Origin of the sequence: Pseudomonas cremoricolorata DSM 17059 = NBRC 16634 (assembly GCF_000425745.1) — a bacterium.
Taxonomy (GTDB): domain Bacteria; phylum Pseudomonadota; class Gammaproteobacteria; order Pseudomonadales; family Pseudomonadaceae; genus Aquipseudomonas; species Aquipseudomonas cremoricolorata.
This window is the reverse complement of sequence record NZ_AUEA01000002.1, coordinates 110,953-131,946: the sequence shown is the minus strand read 5'-3', so window position 1 is coordinate 131,946 and position 20,994 is coordinate 110,953. Positions and strand designations below refer to the sequence as shown.

The window sequence follows — 20,994 nt, the reverse complement described above, 5'->3', positions numbered from 1 at the left end:
TTGGCAGCAGGTGAGCCGGCGTGCCGGCCGCCCGCGGTTGCAGGTCGCGAGGATTATCAGAGGAGTCGCACATGGCCAAACGCGCACGCTCGGCAGCTTTCATCGATGATCCGCTGTGGTACAAGGACGCGGTGATCTACCAGTTGCACGTCAAGTCGTTCTTCGATGCCAACGGCGATGGCATCGGTGATTTTGCAGGGCTGATCAGCAAGCTCGACTACATCAGCGAGCTGGGCGTGAACACGCTGTGGCTTCTGCCGTTCTACCCCTCGCCGCGTCGCGACGATGGCTACGACATCGCCGAGTACAAGGCCGTCCACCCCGACTACGGCAACCTGGCCGATGCCAGGCGCTTCATTGCCGAGGCGCACAAGCGCGGCCTGCGGGTGATCACCGAGTTGGTGATCAATCACACCTCCGACCAGCACCCGTGGTTCCAGCGTGCGCGGCATGCCAAGCCGGGCAGCAAGGCCCGCGACTTCTACGTGTGGTCCGACTCGGAGCAGAAGTACGACGGCACGCGAATCATCTTCCTCGACACGGAAAAGTCGAACTGGACCTGGGACCCGGTCGCCGGCCAGTACTTCTGGCACCGCTTCTATTCGCATCAGCCGGACCTTAACTTCGACAACCCGCAGGTGCTCAAGGCGGTGATGGCGGTGATGCGCTTCTGGCTCGACATCGGCGTCGATGGCCTGCGCCTGGACGCCATCCCGTATCTGATCGAGCGCGACGGCACCAACAACGAGAACCTGCCCGAGACCCATCAGGTGCTCAAGGCCATCCGCGCCGAGATCGATGCCAACTACCCCGACCGCATGCTGCTCGCCGAGGCCAACCAATGGCCGGAAGACACCCGCCCGTACTTCGGTGAAGGCGAGGGCGACGAATGCCACATGGCCTTCCACTTCCCGCTGATGCCGCGCATGTACATGGCCCTGGCCATGGAAGACCGCTTCCCGATCACCGACATCCTGCGCCAGACCCCGGAGATTCCGGCCAAGTGCCAGTGGGCGATCTTCCTGCGCAACCACGATGAGCTGACCCTGGAAATGGTCACCGACCGTGAGCGCGACTACCTGTGGAACCACTACGCCGAAGACCGCCGCGCGCGCATCAATCTGGGCATCCGCCGGCGCCTGGCGCCGCTGTTGCAGCGTGACCGCCGACGTATCGAACTGCTCACCAGCCTGCTGCTGTCGATGCCCGGCACCCCGACCCTGTACTACGGCGACGAGCTGGGCATGGGCGACAACATCTATCTCGGCGACCGCGACGGCGTGCGCACGCCCATGCAGTGGTCGCCGGACCGCAACGGCGGCTTCTCGCGGGCCGACCCGCAGCGCCTGGTGCTGCCCCCGGTGATGGACCCGCTGTACGGCTTTCAGACGGTCAACGTCGAGGCGCAGTCCCACGACCCGCACTCGCTGCTCAACTGGAATCGTCGGCTGATTGCCGTGCGCAACCAGCAAAAGGCCTTTGGCCGCGGCACGCTGAAAACGCTGACGCCGAGCAACCGGCGCATCCTTGCCTACCTGCGTGAATACACCGACGACGCCGGCAATCAGGAAATCATCCTTTGCGTGGCCAACGTCTCGCGCACCGCACAGGCGGCCGAGCTCGACCTCTCTGCGTATGTCGACAAAGTACCGGTGGAGATGCTCGGCGGCAGTGCCTTCCCGCCCATCGGCCAACTGCCGTTCCTGCTGACCCTGGCGCCCTATGGCTTTTATTGGTTCCAGCTGGCCAACCGCGAGCGCATGCCCAGCTGGCATCAGGAGCCTGCCGAAGCGCTGCCCGAACTGACCACGCTGGTGCTGCGCCAGCGCATGGAAGAACTGCTGCAAACGCCTGCGCGCGACACCCTGCAACAGGCCATCCTGCCGCAGTACTTGCCCAAGCGGCGCTGGTTCGCTGGCAAGGAAGGGCCGCTCGACGATATCCGCCTGTGCTACGGCGTGCGCTTGGGCACCGCCGAGACGCCGGTGCTGCTGACTGAAATCGAAGTGCTCAGCAATGGCGTCGCCAGCCGCTATCAATTGCCGTTCGGCCTGCTGCGCGAGGAACACATCAGCAGCGCGCTGCCGCAACAACTGGCCTTGTCGCGGGTGCGCCGGGGCAGGGAAGTGGGGTTGATCACCGATGGCTTCGTGCTCGAGCCGTTCATTCGCCAGGTGCTGCTGGCTTGTCAGCAGCAGTCGCGCTTGGCGCTGGAGGACGGCGAGCTGCAATTCCACTGCACCAAGCAACTGGCCGCGCACGGTATCGACGAGCAGACCTCGGTGCGCTACCTCAGCGCCGAGCAGTCCAACAGCTCGGTGGTGGTCGGCGAGAGCCTGGTGCTCAAGCTGATCCGCCGGGTCAACGGTGGTATCCACCCTGAACTGGAAATGAGCGCCTACCTCACCGCTGCAGGCTTTGCCAACATCTCGCCGCTGCTGGCCTGGGTCAGCCGCGTCGATGCCCAAGAGCAACCCCACCTCTTGATGATTGCCCAGGGCTACCTGAGCAACCAGGGCGATGCCTGGGCCTGGACCCAGAACACCCTGGAGCGAGCGATTCGCGATGAGCTGGAGGCCGATCAGCATTTCGAGCAAGGTCATGCCGACGCCCAGGCCGAGCTGGCCGCCTTTGCCGCGCTGTTCGGTCGGCGCCTGGGCGAGATGCACCTGCACCTGGCGGCGCCCAGCGACGACCCAGCGTTCGCCCCGCAGGTGAGCGAGGCGGCCGACAGTCAGCGCTGGGCCACCCAGATCAGCGCTGAACTCAGCCACGCCCTCGACCTGCTCGAACAGCACCGCGACAGCCTCGATGCCGACAGCCAGGCGCTGGTCGATGACCTGCTGCAACAGCGTGGCGGCCTTGCCGAGCAGATCGCGCGCCTGGCCGAACAAGCCCGCGGCGGCGTGCTGATTCGCGTGCACGGCGACCTGCACCTGGGACAGGTGCTGGTGGTGCAGGGAGATGCCTACCTGATCGACTTCGAAGGCGAGCCGTCGCGGCCGCTGGAGGAGCGTCGCGCGCGGCACAGCCCGTTCAAAGATGTCAGCGGCGTACTGCGTTCTTTCGACTATGCTGGCGCCATGATTCTGCGCAGCGCCGCAGCCGGCGAACTCGCCGACAGCGAGCGCCAGGCGCGGCAGCGCGTTGCCCGGCAGTACCTGCACCAGTCGCGACAAGCCTTCATCGATGCCTACAGCCTGGCCACTGCCGATTTGCCCCATGCCTGGGCACAGTCCGGGGGCGAGCGCGCGGCACTGGAGCTGTTCAGCCTGGAGAAGGCTGCCTACGAGATCACTTACGAAGCCGAAAACCGTCCCGCTTGGTTGGCCGTGCCTTTGCATGGCCTGCATGGACTGATCAGTACCTGGGGAGAGTCCTGAATGAATGCGACAACGCGTGACAATGGCGGCTTGCGCCAGCGCGATCTGAACGCCCTGGCGCGCGCCGAGCACGCCGACCCGTTCGCCGTGCTTGGCCCGCACCGCGACGCGAGCGGTGGTATCAGCGTACGGGCTTTCCTGCCCAATGCCCTGCACGCAAAGGTGCTGGCCCGCGACGATGGCCGCGTGCTGGCCGAGATGCAACAAGGCAGCCTGCCCGGCCTGTTCACCGCGCAGTTGCAGCAGTCGCAGCCTTACCTGCTGCAGATCGGCTGGGCCGGCGGCGAGCAAGTCACCGAAGACCCCTACAGTTTCGGCGCGGTACTCGGCGATATCGACCTGCACCTGTTCAATGAAGGCACCCACCGTGACCTGTCGTCGCGCTTTGGCGCGCAGCCGATGCAGGTCGAGGGGGTCGATGGTGTGTGTTTCTCGGTCTGGGCGCCCAACGCCCGGCGCGTTTCGGTGGTTGGGTATTTCAACAACTGGGATGGACGTCGCCACCCGATGCGTCTGCGCCATGGCGCTGGCGTGTGGGAGCTGTTCGTGCCGCGCCTGGGCCCCGGTGAAACCTACAAGTTCGAAGTGCTGGGCGCCGAAGGCGTGCTGCCGCTCAAGGCCGACCCGCTGGCGCGCGCCACCGAGCTGCCGCCGAGCACCGCCTCCAAGGTGGCCGGGCCGCTGGCGCACAGCTGGGGCGATGGTGAATGGATGGCCCAGCGTGACCAGCGCCACGCAGTGAGCGCACCGCTGTCGATCTACGAGCTGCATGCAGGCTCGTGGCGCTGCGAACTGGACGACCTGGGCGACACCGCGCGGCTGTACAACTGGCGCGAGCTGGCCGAGCACCTGGTGCCCTACGTTCAGCAACTGGGCTTCACCCACATCGAGCTGCTGCCGATCATGGAGCACCCCTTCGGCGGTTCCTGGGGCTACCAGCCGTTGTCGATGTTCGCCCCGACGTCGCGCTACGGCAGCGCAGAAGATTTCGCCGCGTTCATCGACGCCTGTCACCAGGGCGGCATCGGCGTGATTCTCGACTGGGTACCGGCGCATTTCCCCACCGACGAGCATGGCCTGGCACGTTTCGATGGCACGGCGCTGTATGAGTACGCCAACCCCCACGAAGGCTTCCACCAGGACTGGAACACGCTGATCTACAACCTGGGCCGCAACGAGGTGCGCGGCTTCATGCTGGCGTCGGCGCTGCACTGGCTCAAGCACTTCCACATCGACGGCCTGCGCGTCGATGCGGTGGCCTCGATGCTCTACCGCGACTACTCGCGCAAGGCCGGCGAATGGGTGCCGAACCGGTACGGCGGGCGCGAGAACCTCGAAGCCATCGAGTTCATCCGCCAGCTCAATAGCGTGGCGGCGCAGGAGGTGCCGGGGGCGTTGATCATCGCTGAAGAGTCCACCGCCTGGCCTGGGGTCAGCCAACCGGTCGAGCAGGGCGGTCTTGGCTTCAACTACAAGTGGAACATGGGCTGGATGCACGACACGCTGCACTACATCCAGAACGACCCGATCCACCGCCCGCATCATCACAATGAGCTGAGTTTCGGCCTGGTGTATGCCTACTCCGAGCGTTTCGTGCTGCCGATTTCCCACGACGAGGTGGTGCACGGCAAGCATTCGCTGATCGACAAGATGCCCGGCGACCGTTGGCAGAAGTTCGCCAACCTGCGCGCTTACCTGGCCTTCATGTGGATGCATCCGGGCAAGAAGCTGCTGTTCATGGGCTGCGAATTCGGCCAGTGGCGTGAGTGGAACCATGACCATCAGCTGGACTGGTACCTGTTGCAGTACGCCGAACACCGTGGCGTGCAGGATCTGGTCAGCGACCTCAACCGTCTGTATCGCGAGCTTCCTGCCCTGCACGAGCAGGACTGCAAGCCGGCCGGCTTCCAGTGGCTGATCGGCGACGACGCGCAGAACAGCGTGTTCGCCTGGCTGCGCTGGGGTCGTACTGGCGAGCCGGTACTGGTGGTCGCCAACTTCACGCCGGTGCCGCGTGAAGGTTATAGGGTAGGCGTGCCGTCGCAAGGTCAATGGCGCGAGCTACTCAACAGCGATGCCGAGCGCTATGCCGGGAGCAACGTCGGCAACGGCGGCGGCGTGAATGCCGAGCCCCTGCCCAGCCATGGACAGGGGTACTCGTTGTCGCTGAACCTGCCGCCGTTGGGTGTGCTGGTGATGCAGCTCGAAGCGTCCACGCAGGCGTAAGCGATTCGGGTTCGTCTCGCGGCCCCATCCTCACAGGCACGGCCCTCGCTCGAGGGTCGGCCCGATGTTTTCCCACACCGCTATGCCTCGCGCAGGCCGCTCGTTCGTTCGAGCGGCAGCGCTGCGCCTTGGCTGGACCTCAACCTTCGACGCCATGGCAGCGGTCATAGCCATTGACCTTGGGCGCGACCCAGCCCTCAGGTCGCTGTGTGGCCGCGTAGATTTCCACCAGCAGCGGGTAACACTTGGCCGAGTCGGACGAGTGCTCGGAAGAGCAATCGCCGCCCGGGCAGGCCGACAGACACCCCAGCAGATCGAGCTCGGCGAAAAACTCCAGAAAGTCCCCCGGCCTTACGGGGCTTGCCTTCATGAAGTACTGCCCGGTATCGCGGGTGAAACCGGTGCACATGAACACATTGAGCACATCGTGCACATGGGGTTCGGCCTGGTGCGGCGTGAGGCCAGTGCCGGCCGACAGCGCGCGGATCAGGTTGGAGTGGCAGCAATGATGGTACTGGCCGCCGTCGCTGAGCAGGTTGTGCGTGTAGGGGTCGCAGCGCGTGCCGATGACATCGTGCACCGAGCCGCCGAAGGCGTCGAAGCCATACCAGTCGAGGGTGTCGTGGGTGATGGTGGCCATCGGCCGCAAGGTCGGAAAGCTGGTGAACAGCTGGTCGCCGACGCCCAGGTGGGTGCCGTTCAGGGCGCGGGTCTTGCCGGTGTAGAAGCGTTCGCTTAGGTCGTGTTGGTTGAACAGGTTGAGGTCGCCGACTTGCGGGCCTTCGGTCGAGACGATGCGAAAGAATCCGCCAGCGGGCACGCGGAAGGTGGCGGCGTCGCGAGCCGGCACCACCACGGTCTCGACCAGCGTGAGCCCTTCGCGTACTGCGCGGTAGGCGTCGATGTCAGGCCGTGGCAGGGTTTGCACCGGGTAGCAGAGCACCGGCGCGATGGCCTTGCGCTGCGCGGCGTCGTCGGGAGCTTGGGTCAGGGCAACGGGTTTCATGGGTATCTCCATAGGCCGGCCAGCACAGGTGCTGGGCTAGGCGCGGGCAGGGTGGCTCAACAGATCGAGCAGGGCATGCTCGGAATCGTCGAGGTAACGGTTCATGGCTTCGGCCGCCGCCTGGCGCTGGCCGGCGGCGAGCAGGTCGTGGATTTCGTGGTCGCGTTCGAGCCACGGGCGCTGGAAGTTCTCTTCATCGGGCGCCACCGCGAACACCAGGCGCATTTGCGCCGCGGTGTTGGTGAAGAAGTCGTCCAGCAAGGGGCTGCGCAGCAAACCGACGATGTGCTGGTGGAAGCGCAGGCTGTGGGTGCCGAAGGCTTGCCAGTCTTCGCGCTCGCGGGCCAGCTCTGCCGCCTCGATGGCTTCGAGCATGCGGTCGGACTGGTACTCACGCAGCGGCTTGCTGCCCAGAATGGCCTGGATCTCCAGCGTGCGCCGCACCAGGAACAGGTCGCGCACCTCGGCGGCGCCGACGCGCCGGACCATCACCCCTTTGTTGCGCACGTAGGTGGCCAGGCCTTCACGACCGAGCCGGTGCAGGGCCTCGCGCACGGTATTGCGCGAGGCGTTGTAGCGGTTCACCAGGTCTGCTTCGACCAGCGCCATGCCCGGCAGCAGGCGCCCGCCGATGATGTCTTCGCGCAGCTCGCAGGCCACTTGGTCGGCCAGTGACAAACCGGTTTCGGTTGGAGTCTTCATGCCAGTTGCACGTCCTTGAGAAAACGCCCCATGCGCTCGCTGCGGTTGTCCAGCAACTGGCGCGGCGAGCCGGCCTGGACGATTTGCCCGCTTTCCATGAACACCACACGGTCCGAGACCTGGAACGCGAACTTCATCTCGTGGGTGACGATGATCATGGTCATGCCCTCGCGTGCCAGCTCCTCGATGACCTTCAGCACGTCGCCCACCAGCTCCGGGTCCAGGGCCGAGGTCGGTTCGTCGAAGAGCATCACCTTGGGCCGCATGGCCAGGGCACGGGCGATCGCCACGCGCTGCTGCTGGCCGCCAGACAGTTGGTGCGGGTATTTGCCGGCATGTTCGCGCAGGCCCACCTTGGCCAGCAGCGCAAGGCCCAGGGCACGCAACTGCTCGGCATCGGCGTGGCCATGGTGGCGCGGGGCGAGCAGCACGTTGTCGAGCACGGTCTGGTGTGGAAACAGGTTGAAGCCTTGGAACACCATGCCGACCTGCACGATGCCGTCCATGTGCCGGCGCGTTCCCAGCGCGCCGCCAGGCTCCTGGGCACCGCGCAGGAAGGCGTGCCCGCACAGCTCGACACTGCCGCGGTCCAGGCTTTCGAGGCCGTTGAGGGTGCGGATCAGGGTGGTCTTGCCCGAGCCGGACGGGCCGATGATCGACACCACTTCGCCGAAGCGCACGTCCAGGTCAATGCCCTTGAGCACTTCGAGCTGGCCATAGTGCTTGCCCGCACCGCGCACGCTGAGCGCCAGCCCGTCTTGCCCGGCGCCTGGCGGCGCCGGCGCTGCGACGTTGGCAGTGCTGTCGGCGACCGCGCGCGGCTTGCGCTGGCTGACGTCCAGGTAACGCTCCAGGCGCTGCAGCAGGAAGCTGAACACGGTGACGATCAGCACGTAGTAGAACGCCACCGCCAGCATGGTCTCCATGACCAGGAAGTTCTGCGTGTACAGCTGTTGGCCGACCAGCAGGATTTCGGCCAGCGAGATCACCGACACCAGCGAGGTCAGCTTGACGATGGTGATGTACTCGTTGGCGAGCGTCGGCAAGGCCACGCGCAGGGCCTGGGGAATGACGATCAGCCGTTGTACGCCGCTGTAGCCGATGCCCAGGGCCTTGCCGGCCTCCAGTTGCCCCTTGGCTACGGCCAGCAGGCCGCCGCGATGGATCTCGGCGATGTAGGCCGCCTCGCTCAGCACCAGGGCGATCAGCCCTGCCGCATAAGGGTTGGAGAGCAGCACGCTGGTGGACGGAAACACCTGCGGCAGGTTGTAGACGAAGATCAGCAGCACCAGCAGCGGCAGGCTGCGGAAGAACCAGATGTACAGCGCCGCGGCGCGGTTGAGCACGCGCCTGGGCGATTGCCGGGCCAGGGCCAGGAGAAAGCCCAGCACGATGCCCAGCACCCAGGTTTCCAGGCTCAGCTCGACCACGGTGCCTACGGCTTTCCAGAAGTCGCCGTTGGTCAAGAGGCCGAGGGCGTAATGCCAGTCGAATTGCATGGGAAGAACTCCGGTCTACTGCGCGGCGGCGGTGGGCTGGCCCAGGGCCTGGGCGATGTCGGCGGCGCTGGGTTCGGCCAGGTTGTACTGGCTGAGCAAGGTCTGGTACTCGCCGCTGGCCTTGAGCGCGCTGAAGCCCTCACGCAGCTCACCGAGCAGCGCCTCGTTGCCCTTGCGCACGGCCAGGCCGATGACCACCGGGTAGATCAGGCTATCGGAACTCAGGGTGACGCGGCCCTTGAGCTTGTCGCTGATGATGCGCGCCACGGCGGCGTCTTCGAATTGCACGTCGATGGCCTTGGACAGCAGGGCCTGGGCCGCTTCCGGCGAGGTGGGGTATTCGCGCGAATCGATCGGCGCCTGGCCGTTGGCCCGGCAGTAGTCCTTCGAAAGCTGGGTCAGCTTGGGAATCCACGAACCGCCCTTGATCGAGCCGACCCGCTTGCCGCACAGGTCTTCGGGGCGCTGCGGGCGGAAACTGTCGTCGGCGCGCACCATCAGCGATGCGCCGCTTTTCAGGTAGGGCAGAAAATCCACCTGGGCTGCGCGCTCCGGGGTGACGTACAGCGCCGAGGCGACCAGATCGAAACGGCGGGCGTTGACGCCCATCACCAGGTTAGCGAAGCGCGTGTCGACGAAGGCCGCTTCCAGCTTCAGGTGCTTGCTCAGCAGGCCCATGAAGGTCGGATCGAAGCCGGCGGGCTTGCCCTGTTCGAGGTAGGCATAGGGTGGGTAGGTGAGGTCGGAGCCGATGCTCAGGCGCTGTGGTTGCAGGGTCGCGTCGGCGGCATGGGCGCCGGCACTGGCGAGCAGGGCGGTGACAAGCAGGGAAAGGGCAGGGCTGGCACGTCGAGACATGGGTGACTCCGGAAGGTGGATTGTTCAACAATCGTTATCCGAATGCATATCAATTGGCGTGCCAAGAATTGCCTGTGTCACGTTTTTAGTGGGCTCGATTCGCTGTATCTTTGGCTGCGACGATTTTGCCAATGCCCAATTTTGGGTTGCCAGCCGGCTACAGTGTTACCCGATGGTGCGTTTTCAGTTCACACGCGCATGCCCTTGGGGCAATCCCGCCGCGTGAGCCGCGGCGGCGATACGCGCCGCATCGACCAGATTCTCGACCCTGTCCAGGCCCGCGCCCACACGCCAGGTGGCGAACATCTGCAGATCCGCAGGCAACGGCTGCACGCGCAGCTGGCACAGACGGCCATTGCGCAGGGCATCGTCGACCAGCGCAGGCGGCAGCGCGGCAATGCCGAAATCTTCGGCCAGCAGCCGTTCGATGGCCGCCACCGAATTGATGCAGCACAAGCGCGGGGCGCGCAGGCCATGGGCGTGGAGCAGGCCGAGCAGGTCCTGGTGCGGGCGCGAATGGCGGGAAAACGTGATCAGGCGCTGCTGCGAAATCTGCGCAAGGTCGGCCGCGGCCCAGGCGCTCGCCGGACGCGCCAGCCAGGCCATGGGGTAGCTCGCCAGGTGGGCGTTGCGCAGGCCCTCGTCGGGCAACGGGTCGGTTTGCAGGATCAGGTCGAGCTGGCCACGGCGCAATTGCTCGGCCAGGTGGCGTGCGGTGTCGGCCTGCAGGTCGAGCTCCAGGGCCGGATACAGGCTGCCGACACGCTGGATGAAGGGTGCCAGCCAGGTGTGGATCACGCTTTCCATCACCCCCACACGCACGCGCCCCGGCTGGTCGGCCACTGCCGCCTGGCGCAGCGCGTGGCTGCTGTCGAGCACCTGTTCGGCATGGCCGAGCAGCGCCTGGCCGCGCGGCGTCAGGGTGGCGCCGCGGGCGTCGCGCTCGAACAGGCGCACGCCCAGGTCCTGTTCCAGCGCGGCGATGCGGTTGGACACCGCGGCCTGGGTGCTGAACAGCTTTTGCGCCGCCAGTCGAAAGCTGCCCAGGCGCGCGACCCAGATGAAGGTTTCCAGGAACTTGAGATTCATGCCGCATGCCTGTGCCAGGGAAAGGTCTCCATCATAGGGTGATCGACTTTACTGTTCACCCCTGGCCGGAATAACCCGTTGGACGGCTGCGCGAGCCGGGCGCGACCATCGAGGCATCGGTCATCTGGAGACGCCCATGAAACGCCCCCTGCTCAATTGCGATATCGGCGAAAGCTTCGGCGCCTGGTCCATGGGGCTGGACGAACAGGTCATGCCCCTGATCGACTGCGCCAACATCGCCTGCGGCTTTCACGCCGGCGACCCTGGGATCATGCGCCGCACTGTGGCCCTGGCCGTGCGCCATGGCGTACGCATCGGCGCGCACCCGGCCTATCCCGACCTGGCAGGCTTCGGCCGGCGCAGCATGGCCTGCTCGGCGCAGGAGATCGAAGACCTGGTGCTGTATCAACTGGGCGCGCTGGAGGCGATGTGCCGAGCCGAGGGGACTCAGGTGCGCTACGTCAAACCCCACGGCGCGCTGTACAACGACATGATGGCCGACCCGCTGCGCCTGGCAGCGGTGATGCGTGCCGTGCGCGCCTATGACGCGCAGTTGCCGCTGATGCTGATGGCCACTGCCGATACCCGCGCCAGCCGCGCCTTGGCTGCCGAACATGGCCTGAACCTCTGGTTCGAAGCGTTCGCCGACCGTGCCTACGAACCCGATGGGCAACTGGTCAGTCGGCGCCTGCCCGGCGCGGTGCACCACGAGCCGGCGCAGGTGGTAGCGCAAGCCCTGGGCCTGGCGCGCGGTGAACCCTTGCTCACCCGCGACGGCAGCGCCTTGCGCTTGCAGGTCGACACCCTCTGCGTGCATGGCGACAACCCGGCATCGGTGGCCGCGGTGCGGCAGATCCGTCAGGCCTTGGACGGTCTGCCGGCATGAACCTGCGCGTGGAACTTGCCGCCATCGACTGCCTGACCCTGCGCCTGTTCGATGCCATCGACGAAGCCAACGTGCCCTGGCTGCTGGCCGCCGCCGAGCGGCTTCGCGCAACGTTCGGTACGGCGCTGGTGGATCTGGTGCCGTCGTACACCACGTTGATGCTGCACTACGACCTGGCGCAACTGGACGATACCCAGGCCCGCGCCCTGTGCCAGCAAGCCTTGAGTGGACTCACCCCAGCGCTGGCCGAGCGGGGCCGCGAAGTGTCGTTGCCGGTGTGGTACCACCCAAGCGTCGGCCCCGACCTGGAACCTCTGGCCCGCCAGCGCGGCCTGGCCGTGGACGAACTGATCGCCCTGCACAGCGGCCGCGCCTATTCGGTGTTCGCCCTGGGCTTTGCGCCCGGCTTCGGCTTCATGGGCCTGGTCGACCCACGGCTTGCCAGCCCGCGCCTGGCTACGCCGCGCAAGGCGGTGGCCGCCGGCAGTGTGGGCATCGCCGAGCGGCAGACGGCGATCTACCCGGCCGTCTCGCCCGGTGGCTGGAACCTGGTGGGGCGCAGCCCGACCCGCTTGTTCGACCCGGCGCTGGAGGGTTTCAGCCTGCTGCGGCCCGGCGACCGGGTGCGCTTCGTGCCGATCGAACGTGACCAATTCCTTCGCCTGGGCGGCGATGCAACGCCGATGGAGGCGCAGCCATGACGGCACTGATCGTGGAAAAGGCCGGCCCGCAAGCCAGCGTGCAGGACGGCGGCCGCAGCGGGGTACGGCACCTGGGCCTGACCCAGGGCGGCGCGCTCGACTGGCTGGCCCAGCACTGGGCCAACTGGATGCTGGGCAACGACCTGAACGCCGCCGTGGTGGAAATCACCCTCGGCGGGCTGCACCTGGAGTGCCAGGGTGAGGGTTGGTTGGCGCTGGCCGGCGCAGACCTCGGCGCGACATTGGATGGGCAGCCGCTTGAGGTATGGCGCCCGTTCAAGGTCGCTCTCGGGCAGCGGCTGCGCTTCGCCAGCCCGCGCCTGGGCGCACGGGCCTACCTGGCGCTACCGGGCGGCGTGCAGGCGCCGCTGCTGGCCGGCAGTTGCGCCACGGTGCAGCGCGAAGGGGTAGGCGGGCTGGATGGCCAGGGCAGCGCCTTGCGTGTGGGCGACCGCCTGGCCTGGATCGATGAGCCGGCTGCCGTGCGCGCCGTGCCGGCGGCGCGGATTCCCGACCTGTTAAGCCCTGCGCGGCTTGAACTGATTCTCGGCGCCCAGGCCGGTGGTTTTACCGGGCAAAGCCTGTTCGATGCCTTCAACCGACCCTGGACCGTGGATGCACGCAGCGACCGCATGGGCCTGCGCCTGACCGGCGAGCCGCTGCGCTATAGCGGGCCGGGCCTGATTTCCGAAGGCATCCCGCTGGGTGCGGTGCAGGTGCCGCCCGATGGTCAGCCGATCATCCTGCTCAACGACCGCCAGACCATCGGCGGGTATCCGCGGCTGGGCGCGTTGAGCCCGTTGGCGGTCGCGCGGTTGGCGCAGTGCCTGCCGGGCGAGACGGTGCAGCTGTGGCCGCAGGTGGCCTATGCGGCGCAGCAGCGCCATCGTCAGGCGGCCGTGAAGGCGGGTTGAACCGCGGCAGGTCAGCCCAGGCAGCGGGTCACATGCTTGACCGACTGGTACGCGCTCAGCCCCCACGGCCCCAGCTCGCGGCCGATACCGCTGGCTTTGCTGCCGCCCCACGACGTTTCGACGAACACCGCTTGCACTGAGTTGATCCACACATGCCCCACCTCCAGCGCCGCAGCCACCCGCTCGGCACGCTGCAGGTCGGCGCTGGCCACGGTGGCGACCAGGCCGAAATGGCTGTCGTTGGCCAGGGCGATGGCCTGTTCCTCGCTGCTGAAGCGCTGCGCGCAGAGCACCGGGCCGAAGATTTCTTCAGTCCACAGACGGCTGTGGCCGGGGACAGCGGCATACAGCGTCGGCGCGACGAACCAGCCCGGGCCGTGCAGTTGCCGCCCACCGGCCAGGCAGCGCAGGCCCTCGTGCTCGGCCACGGCAAAGTACTCGCCCACCTTGTGCCACTGGGCTTGGCTGGTCAGCGGGCCCATATCGATATCCTGCTCCAGCGGATTGCCGACCCGCAGCCCGTCGAGCGCTTCGGCCAGGCGCTGCAACAGCGCATCGGCGATGCCGTCCTGCACCAGCAGGCGCGAGGTGGCCGAGCACATCTGCCCGGCGTTCCAGGCGATGCCGGCGACGATCCAGTCGACGGCTTGGGCGACATCGCAGTCGTCGAAGACGATGATCGCCGACTTGCCGCCCAGCTCCAGGGTCAGCGGCCGGCAGTGTTCGGCGGCGCTGTGCATGACCCGGCTGCCCACCGCGTTGCTGCCGGTGAACGACAGCTTGTCCAGGCCGCGATGGGCGCTGAGCGCCGCGCCCACTTCGGCCTTGCCGGAGGCGATGTTCAGCACCCCTGGCGGCAGGCCGAGTTCATCGGCGATCTGGCCGTAGACGAGCTCGATCAGCGGGGTGACTTCCGAGGGTTTGAGCACCACCGTGCAGCCTGCCGCCAGGGCCGGGGCGATCTTCCAGGCGCTGGTCACCAGCGGGAAGTTCCAGGGCACGATCAGGCCCACCACGCCGATGGCTTCCAGGCGTGTGTGCGAGCTGAAACCCGGCGCGGCCAGGGCGACCGGGTGGTTCTGCCGATCATCCAGGCCCTCGGTCAGCTCGGCGTAGTAGCTGAAGGTGGCGATGGCGTCATCCAGGTCGACTTCGGCTTCATGGCGCGGTTTGCCGTTGTTGCGCATCTGCTGTTCGATCAGCGCCGTGCGGCGTTTGCCAATAGCCTCGGCGAAGCCGCGCAAGTAGCTGGCGCGCTGGCTGGATGAGGTGGTTTTCCAGGCCGGCAGCGCCTGACGTGCTGCCATTACCGCCTGATCGACCTGCTCAGTGCTGGCGGCGCGTAGTTCGGCGTAGGGCTTGGCCGTGGCGGGTTCGAACACGCTGATGATCTCGGCGCCCTGGCCTTGCTGCCAGTGGCCCGCGATGTAGTGGGGGTGGTTCATGAATCTCTCCGATGGCGCTTGTCATGGGCCGTAGCGAATAGAGGGGGAGAAGCGGTGGCGTTAGTTACCCTGTGATCACGGCGCAAAGGGCGGCGCCTCGGCCAGTTCGATCAGCAGGGGTCGGTCATCCGGCGCCTCGCGCAGCAGCGCTTGCAAATGCGCATGGTCGCGGGCGCGCTCGGCCACGCAACCGAAGCCGCGGGCGATGGCGATGAAATCCGGCGTGTAGATGTCGACGCCCACTGGGGTGATGTCGCGCCGCTGCATGTAGCGCTTGATTTCCCCATAGCCCTGGTTGTTCCACAGCAGCACGACCACGCCGACTCGCGCCTCGACCGCACTGGCAAGCTCGGCCAGGGTGAACTGGATACCGCCGTCGCCCATCAGGCTGATCACCGGGCGGCTCGGCTCGGCCAGTTTGGCGCCGATCGCTGCCGGCAGGCCGTAGCCCAGGGTGCCGTAGCCGGTGGATGAGTTGAACCAGCGGCGCGGGCCGTCCAGCTCCAGCAGGTGGTTGCCGCTGTAGACCGTCTGCGTCGAATCACCGACCAGGCGCGCGGTGGGCAGCACCTCGAGGATGGTGTCGAACAGGCGTCGGTAATGCGCCCAGCCGCTGAACTCGGCGGCCAGTTGCCGACGCGCGGCCGCCGCCCGCGCGGCTCCGCCTCGCTCAGCGCTCTGTGGCAGTTGCGCGAGCAGCGCGGCGATGGCCAGGCCCGCGTCGGCCTGGATGGCCAGCGTCGGTGCGTGGTTGCGGGTCAGTTGCGCCGCGTCGATATCGATACGAATCAGCGCGCCGCCGATCTGGAAGTTGCCGTCGAACACCACGTCGTAGTCGGTCTCGCCAAGTTCGGTGCCGATGGCCAGCACCACATCGGCGTCGCGCGCCAACTGCCGCACCGGCGCCAGCGACTGGTTGCTGCCCAGCAGCAACGGGTGATCCGGCGCCAGCAGACCCTTGGCGTTGATGGTCAACGCCGTGGGCGCATCCAGCGCCTCGGCCAGCCGGCGCACGGCATCGGCCTGCGCCACGCAACCGCCGCCGATCAACAGCAGCGGGGCCTGCGCCTGGCGCAAGCGCTGCGCGGCCTGTTCGATCAGCGCAGGGTGCGCAGCCGGCGGTGGGGTGATGACCCGTGGGCGCAGCGGCAGGTGCCCGGCCGCAGCAGTGATCACATCCAGCGGCAGCTCGATGTGTACAGGCCGCGGCCGCTGACTGTCGAAGACCGCGAAGGCGCGGGCCAGCACCTCGGGCAATTGCTCGACCGTCATCACCGTATGACTGAACGCGGCCACCCCGGCGACCAGCGCGCGTTGGTCGGGCAGCTCGTGCAGATACCCCTTGCCCAGGCCCAGACGGTCACGTTCGTTGACGCTGGAGATCACCAGCATCGGGATCGAGTCGGCATAGGCCTGGGCCATGGCGGTGAGGATATTGGTCATTCCGGGCCCGGTGATGATCAAGCACACACCGGGTTTGCCGCTGACCCGCGCGTAACCGTCGGCCATGAACCCTGCGCCCTGCTCGTGGCGTGGGGTGACATGGCGGATGCCGCTGCCCGGCAGGCCGCGATACAGCTCGACGGTGTGCACGCCGGGAATGCCGAACACGGTGTCCACGCCCCAGGCCTGGAGCTGCTGGACGAGAAATTCTCCACAGGTGGTCATGCTGGTTTTCCTTTGAAGTGAGCACGCGGCACCTGTGCTGGCTGGCACCGGTGCAGCGAATCGACGCCAGACCTTAGGCAATGCGCGTGGCGTGCAACTGCGGCCGGGTCAGCAGGCTGCCCAGCACGAAGGCCAGCAGGCCGACGCTCAGGCTGTAGTAGATCGGTGTATTGGCTTCCAGGCCGTCGCGCAGCATGAACACCAGCGCCGTGCCGCAGCCCAGCGCCATGCTCAGAATCGCCCCGGTGGTGGTCGCACGCTTCCAGTAGATGGCGCCGAGCATCGGAATCAGGATGCCGCCGACCAGCAGGTTGTAGGCCAGGGTCAGCGCGCCGATCACATCCGTGACCACCAGGGCGATGCCCAGCACCAGCAAACCGGTGAGGAAGGTGAAGGCGCGGGCCATGCCCAGGCTCGATGCGCGACCGCCGCGCAGCCTGGGCAGCAGGTCTTCGGTGATGGTGGTCGAGGCGGCCAGCAGCCCGGCGCTGGCGGTGGACATCATCGCCGCCAGGGCAGCGGCGATCACCAGGCCGCGAATGCCGTCGGGCAAGGCGCTCTGCACGATCGAGGCGAAGGCGTTGTTGGCGTTGGCAAGGTCGGGCAGCAGCACTTTGGCGCACATGCCGATCAGCGCGCCGACCAAGCCATAGATCACGCAGTACATCCCGGCCAGGCTGCCGGCCACCCGCGCCACGCGTTCGCTGCGTGCGGTGAACACCCGTTGCCAGATGTCCTGGCCGATGAGGATGCCGAAGAAGTAGATCAGGAAGTAGGTGAGGATGGTGTCGTAGCCCAGGGTGGTGAAGCTGAACGCGGCGTCGGGCAATTTCGCTTGCAGGGCCTCCCAGCCGCCGACGCGCCACAGGCAGATCGGCAACAGCACGAACATCAGGCCGACGGTCTTGATCACGAACTGCACGATGTCGGTCAGGGTCAGCGACCACATGCCGCCGATGCTCGAATACACCACCACCACGCCACCGGCCAGCAGAATGGCGGCGACGAAGGGCAGGTCGAACAGCACCTGCAGCACGGTGCCACTGGCCAGGGTGGAGACCACGGCGATCATCAGCGCGTAGGCGAACATCACCACCGCGCTGGCCTGACGCGCCATCGGCGTGTAGCGGCGCTCGAGGATCTGCGTCACGGTGCTGATGCGCAGCCTGAGCAGGGGTTTTGCCAGGAACAGGTTGAGCACGATGATCCCGGCGCCCAGGGCCGCGCACAGCCAGAACCCGGAAATGCCGTGCACATAGCCCAGGCGCACGGTGCCGACGGTCGCCGCACCGCCCAGCACGGTGGCCGCCATGGTGCCCAGATAGAAGGCCGGGCCGAGGTTGCGCCCGGCCACCAGGTAATCTTCCTGGGTGCGTGCGCGGCGCATGCCGTACCAGCCGAGCAGCAGCATGCCGGCGGCGTAAACGATCACTACGGAAATATCCAGGAGCATGGTGTTGTTCTCATTGTTCTGGAAAGGAAGTGGGCCGGGCGCCGCGCGCCCGGTGCACGAAGGCTCAGGCCAGACCCGCGCCCTTCACGGGCAGGCCGGTGGGACTTTTCTGCCGCACCCAGCGCGGGCCGGCAGGCCCATAGACCTCGGCCGGTTCCGGGAACAGGTTGAGCAGCGCCAGGTACAGCAGCGCGGCCAGGCCCAGGGTCACCGGCAGGCTGATGTCGATGCCGCCGGCCAGCGTGCCCAGCGGGCCGACGAACTGACCGGGCAGGTTGACCAGGCACAGGCCCAGCGCCGCGCTCGGCAGCCAGGCGCCCAGTCCACGCCAGTTCCAGCCATGCTCGAACCAGTAGCGCCCGCCGCGCTCACCACGGGTGAACACCTGCAGGTCGTCGGCGTGGTAGACGCCGCGGCGCACGATCAGGCCAAGGATCATGATCACCATCCACGGGCTGGTGCAGGTGACGATCAGCACGGCGAAGGTCGAGACGCTCTGCACCAGGTTGAAGGCGAAGCGGCCGATGAAGATGAACGCGATCGCCGCCACGCCGATCAGAAGCGTTGCCAGCGCGCGGCTGAGCACCCGCGGGAACATGCTCGACATGTCCAGACCCGTGCCATACAGCGCGGTGGTGCCGGTGGACATGCCGCCGATCAGCGCGATCAGGCACACCGGCAGGAAGAACCAGCTCGGCGCGATCGCCAGCAGGCCGCCGACGTAGTTGCTCGCCTCGATGTACTGCGGCGCCTGGGTCGCTACCAGGGTGGCGGTGCACAGGCCGAACAGAAACGGAATCAACGTACCGGCCTGGGCCGCGACCACCGCCAGCATGATCCGGCGCTTGGGGGTGTGGCGCGGGATATAGCGCGACCAGTCGCCGAGAAAGGCGCCGAACGACACCGGGTTGCTCATCGCCAGCAGCGCCGCGCCGATGAACGCCGCCCAGAACCCTGGCTGCTCGACGCTGAGGGTGCCGGCGTAGTTGACGTCGAACGGCCCGGCGAAGGCGACCACACCGAGCAGGAACAGCAGACTCGACGCCCACACCGCGACCTTGTTGACCCACAGCATGATGCGAAAGCCATAGATGCACACTGCCAGCACCAGCACGGCGAACAGCCCATAGGCAAGACCCAGGGTCAGGTCGTTTTCGGGTAGGCCGACCAGGCGCCGGGCGCCGCCGATCAGCGCATCGCCCGAGCTCCACACCGACAGTGAGAAGAACGCCACCGCCGTGAGCAGTGAAAGGAACGAGCCGACGATGCGCCCGTGCACGCCGAAGTGTGCGCCGGAGGAGACCGCGTTGTTGGTGCCGTTGAGCGCGCCGAACAGCCCCATGGGCGCAAGAATCACCGCGCCCACCGCCACGCCGAGAATGATCGCCCAGACCCCGGCCTGGAACGACAGGCCGAACAGCACCGGAAAGCTGCCCAGCACCGCCGTGGCGAAGGTGTTGGCGCCGCCGAAGATCAGTCGGAACAGGTCGGTGGGGGAGGCATTGCGCTGGGCGTCGGGAATCTGCTCGACGCCGAAGGTTTCGATACCCGTGGAGTGACTCATGGTGGTTCTCCGGTGCCTGTCACGGTTCTTGTAAGGTCGGCTCAGGCTCGCCGACCTTTTTATTCACCCCCGGCAAGCGCCGGTGGGCGGTGTTACGGCAATACGGCAAGGCCCTGGATGTGGGGCCACGGCGCGCGCGGGGAGGGTAGCCCCAGGCGCGCCGGCGATCAGCTCAGGCTGGGGGCCGAGAGGTGCTCGTGGCACGCCAGCCAGCGTCCGTCCTCGCGACGAAAGACGATGGTCTCGCGCTCCTGCAAGTGCTGTTCCTGGCCGTCCAGATACAACTGCGTGGCAACGTCATGGATGAAGATCGCTACCTCGCCGTACAAGCTGACGTGCGCTGCGCTGGAGCGACAGCCCAGTACCGCGAAGCCCTCGCTCTGCCACTGCTGCCAGAGCGCTTTGTACGCCTCGAGCGACAGCGGCCGCGGCTGGGTGTGGAAGACGAACGTCGCATCGTCACTGAAACAGGCGAAGTAGCGCGCCGTGTCGTTGCTGGCGAAGGCCTCCACCAGCCGTTCGGCGGCGGCCTGCACCTCGGCTTCGCGGCCGTTCGGTGCACTGTCTGGCAGCGCGGCGCTCATCGGTGCACCACCCCTGGCAGCACGCAGAGCATCTCATACAGCAGGTTGGCGCCCAGCAGCGCGGTGTTGCCGCTGGTGTCGTAGGGCGGGGAGACCTCGACCAGGTCGCAGCCGATCAGATTCAGGCCCTGACAGCCACGGATGATTTCCAGCGCCTGGATGGTGGTCAGCCCGCCGACTTCCGGGGTGCCGGTGCCCGGCGCCCAGGCCGGGTCGATGCCATCGATGTCGAACGACAGGTACACCGGGCCGCCATCGACCTTGGCCCGCACCTCAGCCATCAACGGCGCCAGCGACTGGTGCCAGCACTCTTCGGCCTGCACCACGCGAAAGCCCTGGTTGCGGCTCCAGTTGAAGTCGTCGGCGGTATAGCCCTGGGCGCGCAGGCCGATCTGCACCACGCGCTCGCTGTCGAGCAGGCCTTCCTCCTGGGCGCGGCGGAAAGTGGTGCCGTGGGCGATCTTCTCACCGAACATGTGGTCGTTGACGTCGGCGTGGGCATCGACGTGGACCAGGCCGACCTTGCCGTACTTCTTTTTCATCGCACGCAGAATCGGCAGGGTCAGGGTGTGGTCGCCACCCAGGGTCAGCGGGATGATGCCGTGTTCGAGAATGCCGTCGTAGTGCTGCTCGATGATGCGCACGGTGTCGAGCAGGTTGAAGGTGTTGAGCGCGACGTCGCCGATGTCGGCCACGTTCAGCGAGTCGAACGGCGCCGCACCGGTGGCCATGTTGTAAGGGCGAATCATCACCGACTCGGCGCGAATCTGCCGGGGGCCGAAGCGCGTGCCGGAGCGCAGCGAGGTGCCGATGTCGAGGGGGATGCCGATGAAGGCGGCGTCGAGCCGGGCGAGTTCTTCCGGGGCCTGCACATGGGGCAGGCGCAGCATGGTGGCGATGCCGCCGAAGCGCGGCATCTGGTTGCCGCCCAGGGGTTGGTGGAGGGAGTCGTCCACGGTGGGCCTCACAGATTTTATGGTTGTCGTGGGCCGATTCTGGGCACTGCGCGGGGTGCG

At 66.9% G+C, this 20,994-nt stretch carries 16 protein-coding genes; 5 read left to right on the top strand and 11 right to left on the bottom strand.

Features of this window, described 5'->3' with window-relative positions:
• Positions 1-71: 71 nt before the first annotated feature.
• A complete protein-coding gene (treS, locus tag H618_RS0103070; protein WP_028693667.1) occupies positions 72-3,383 on the top strand; it encodes a maltose alpha-D-glucosyltransferase in 3,312 nt (1,103 codons plus the stop codon).
• Positions 3,384-5,609: a 1,4-alpha-glucan branching protein GlgB gene (gene glgB, locus H618_RS0103065; RefSeq protein WP_028693666.1), complete on the top strand. Its 2,226-nt coding sequence runs from the start codon at positions 3,384-3,386 to the stop codon at positions 5,607-5,609. It abuts the gene before it with no gap.
• A 139-nt stretch (positions 5,610-5,748) separates the two neighbouring features.
• On the opposite strand, the gene H618_RS0103060 is transcribed toward glgB, so the two are convergent.
• The 5 genes from H618_RS0103060 to H618_RS0103040 form a co-directional block, all read right to left on the bottom strand.
• The gene (locus tag H618_RS0103060) at positions 5,749-6,615 is read right to left on the bottom strand and encodes an urea carboxylase-associated family protein (protein WP_028693665.1); all 867 of its coding nucleotides are present in this window, start codon (positions 6,613-6,615) and stop codon (positions 5,749-5,751) included.
• Between the two features lie 36 nt (positions 6,616-6,651).
• Positions 6,652-7,317, bottom strand: a complete 666-nt coding sequence (locus H618_RS0103055) for a GntR family transcriptional regulator (RefSeq protein ID WP_028693664.1) — start codon at positions 7,315-7,317, stop codon at positions 6,652-6,654.
• Complete coding sequence (locus H618_RS23250; RefSeq protein ID WP_028693663.1) at positions 7,314-8,816, bottom strand: amino acid ABC transporter permease/ATP-binding protein; 1,503 nt, start codon at positions 8,814-8,816, stop codon at positions 7,314-7,316. Before H618_RS23250 ends, H618_RS0103055 begins: the two co-directional genes overlap by 4 nt.
• Positions 8,817-8,831: 15 nt before the next feature.
• On the bottom strand, positions 8,832-9,674 hold the full coding sequence (locus tag H618_RS0103045) for a transporter substrate-binding domain-containing protein (RefSeq protein ID WP_028693662.1): 843 nt from the start codon (positions 9,672-9,674) through the stop codon (positions 8,832-8,834).
• 183 nt (positions 9,675-9,857) lie between these two features.
• On the bottom strand, positions 9,858-10,763 hold the full coding sequence (locus H618_RS0103040) for a LysR family transcriptional regulator (RefSeq protein WP_028693661.1): 906 nt from the start codon (positions 10,761-10,763) through the stop codon (positions 9,858-9,860).
• 136 nt (positions 10,764-10,899) lie between these two features.
• Between H618_RS0103040 and H618_RS0103035 the strand changes: the two genes are divergently transcribed.
• Genes H618_RS0103035 through H618_RS0103025 form a run of 3 tightly spaced genes read left to right on the top strand, consistent with a single transcriptional unit; the run spans position 10,900 to position 13,264 of the window.
• Positions 10,900-11,649: a 5-oxoprolinase subunit PxpA gene (locus tag H618_RS0103035; protein ID WP_028693660.1), complete on the top strand. Its 750-nt coding sequence runs from the start codon at positions 10,900-10,902 to the stop codon at positions 11,647-11,649.
• The gene (pxpB, locus tag H618_RS0103030) at positions 11,646-12,350 is read left to right on the top strand and encodes a 5-oxoprolinase subunit PxpB (RefSeq protein WP_028693659.1); all 705 of its coding nucleotides are present in this window, start codon (positions 11,646-11,648) and stop codon (positions 12,348-12,350) included. The genes H618_RS0103035 and pxpB overlap by 4 nt, the downstream gene beginning before the upstream one ends.
• A complete protein-coding gene (locus tag H618_RS0103025; protein WP_028693658.1) occupies positions 12,347-13,264 on the top strand; it encodes a 5-oxoprolinase subunit C family protein in 918 nt (305 codons plus the stop codon). The genes pxpB and H618_RS0103025 overlap by 4 nt, the downstream gene beginning before the upstream one ends.
• Positions 13,265-13,275: 11 nt before the next feature.
• Here H618_RS0103025 and H618_RS0103020 read toward each other — a convergent pair whose 3' ends face one another.
• From H618_RS0103020 to speB, 6 genes are all read right to left on the bottom strand, one after another.
• On the bottom strand, positions 13,276-14,709 hold the full coding sequence (locus H618_RS0103020) for an aldehyde dehydrogenase family protein (RefSeq protein WP_028693657.1): 1,434 nt from the start codon (positions 14,707-14,709) through the stop codon (positions 13,276-13,278).
• Positions 14,710-14,784: 75 nt separating this feature from the next.
• Positions 14,785-16,377, bottom strand: coding sequence for a 5-guanidino-2-oxopentanoate decarboxylase (locus tag H618_RS0103015; protein WP_028693656.1), 1,593 nt, complete (start codon positions 16,375-16,377; stop codon positions 14,785-14,787).
• Between the two features lie 73 nt (positions 16,378-16,450).
• The gene (locus H618_RS0103010) at positions 16,451-17,830 is read right to left on the bottom strand and encodes a sodium:solute symporter family protein (protein ID WP_028693655.1); all 1,380 of its coding nucleotides are present in this window, start codon (positions 17,828-17,830) and stop codon (positions 16,451-16,453) included.
• Positions 17,831-17,894: 64 nt separating this feature from the next.
• Complete coding sequence (locus H618_RS0103005) at positions 17,895-19,394, bottom strand: purine-cytosine permease family protein (RefSeq protein WP_028693654.1); 1,500 nt, start codon at positions 19,392-19,394, stop codon at positions 17,895-17,897.
• A gap of 167 nt (positions 19,395-19,561) precedes the next feature.
• Complete coding sequence (locus H618_RS0103000) at positions 19,562-19,978, bottom strand: YybH family protein (protein WP_050577190.1); 417 nt, start codon at positions 19,976-19,978, stop codon at positions 19,562-19,564.
• Positions 19,975-20,934: an agmatinase gene (gene speB / locus H618_RS0102995; RefSeq protein ID WP_028693652.1), complete on the bottom strand. Its 960-nt coding sequence runs from the start codon at positions 20,932-20,934 to the stop codon at positions 19,975-19,977. Before speB ends, H618_RS0103000 begins: the two co-directional genes overlap by 4 nt.
• Positions 20,935-20,994 lie beyond the last annotated feature (60 nt).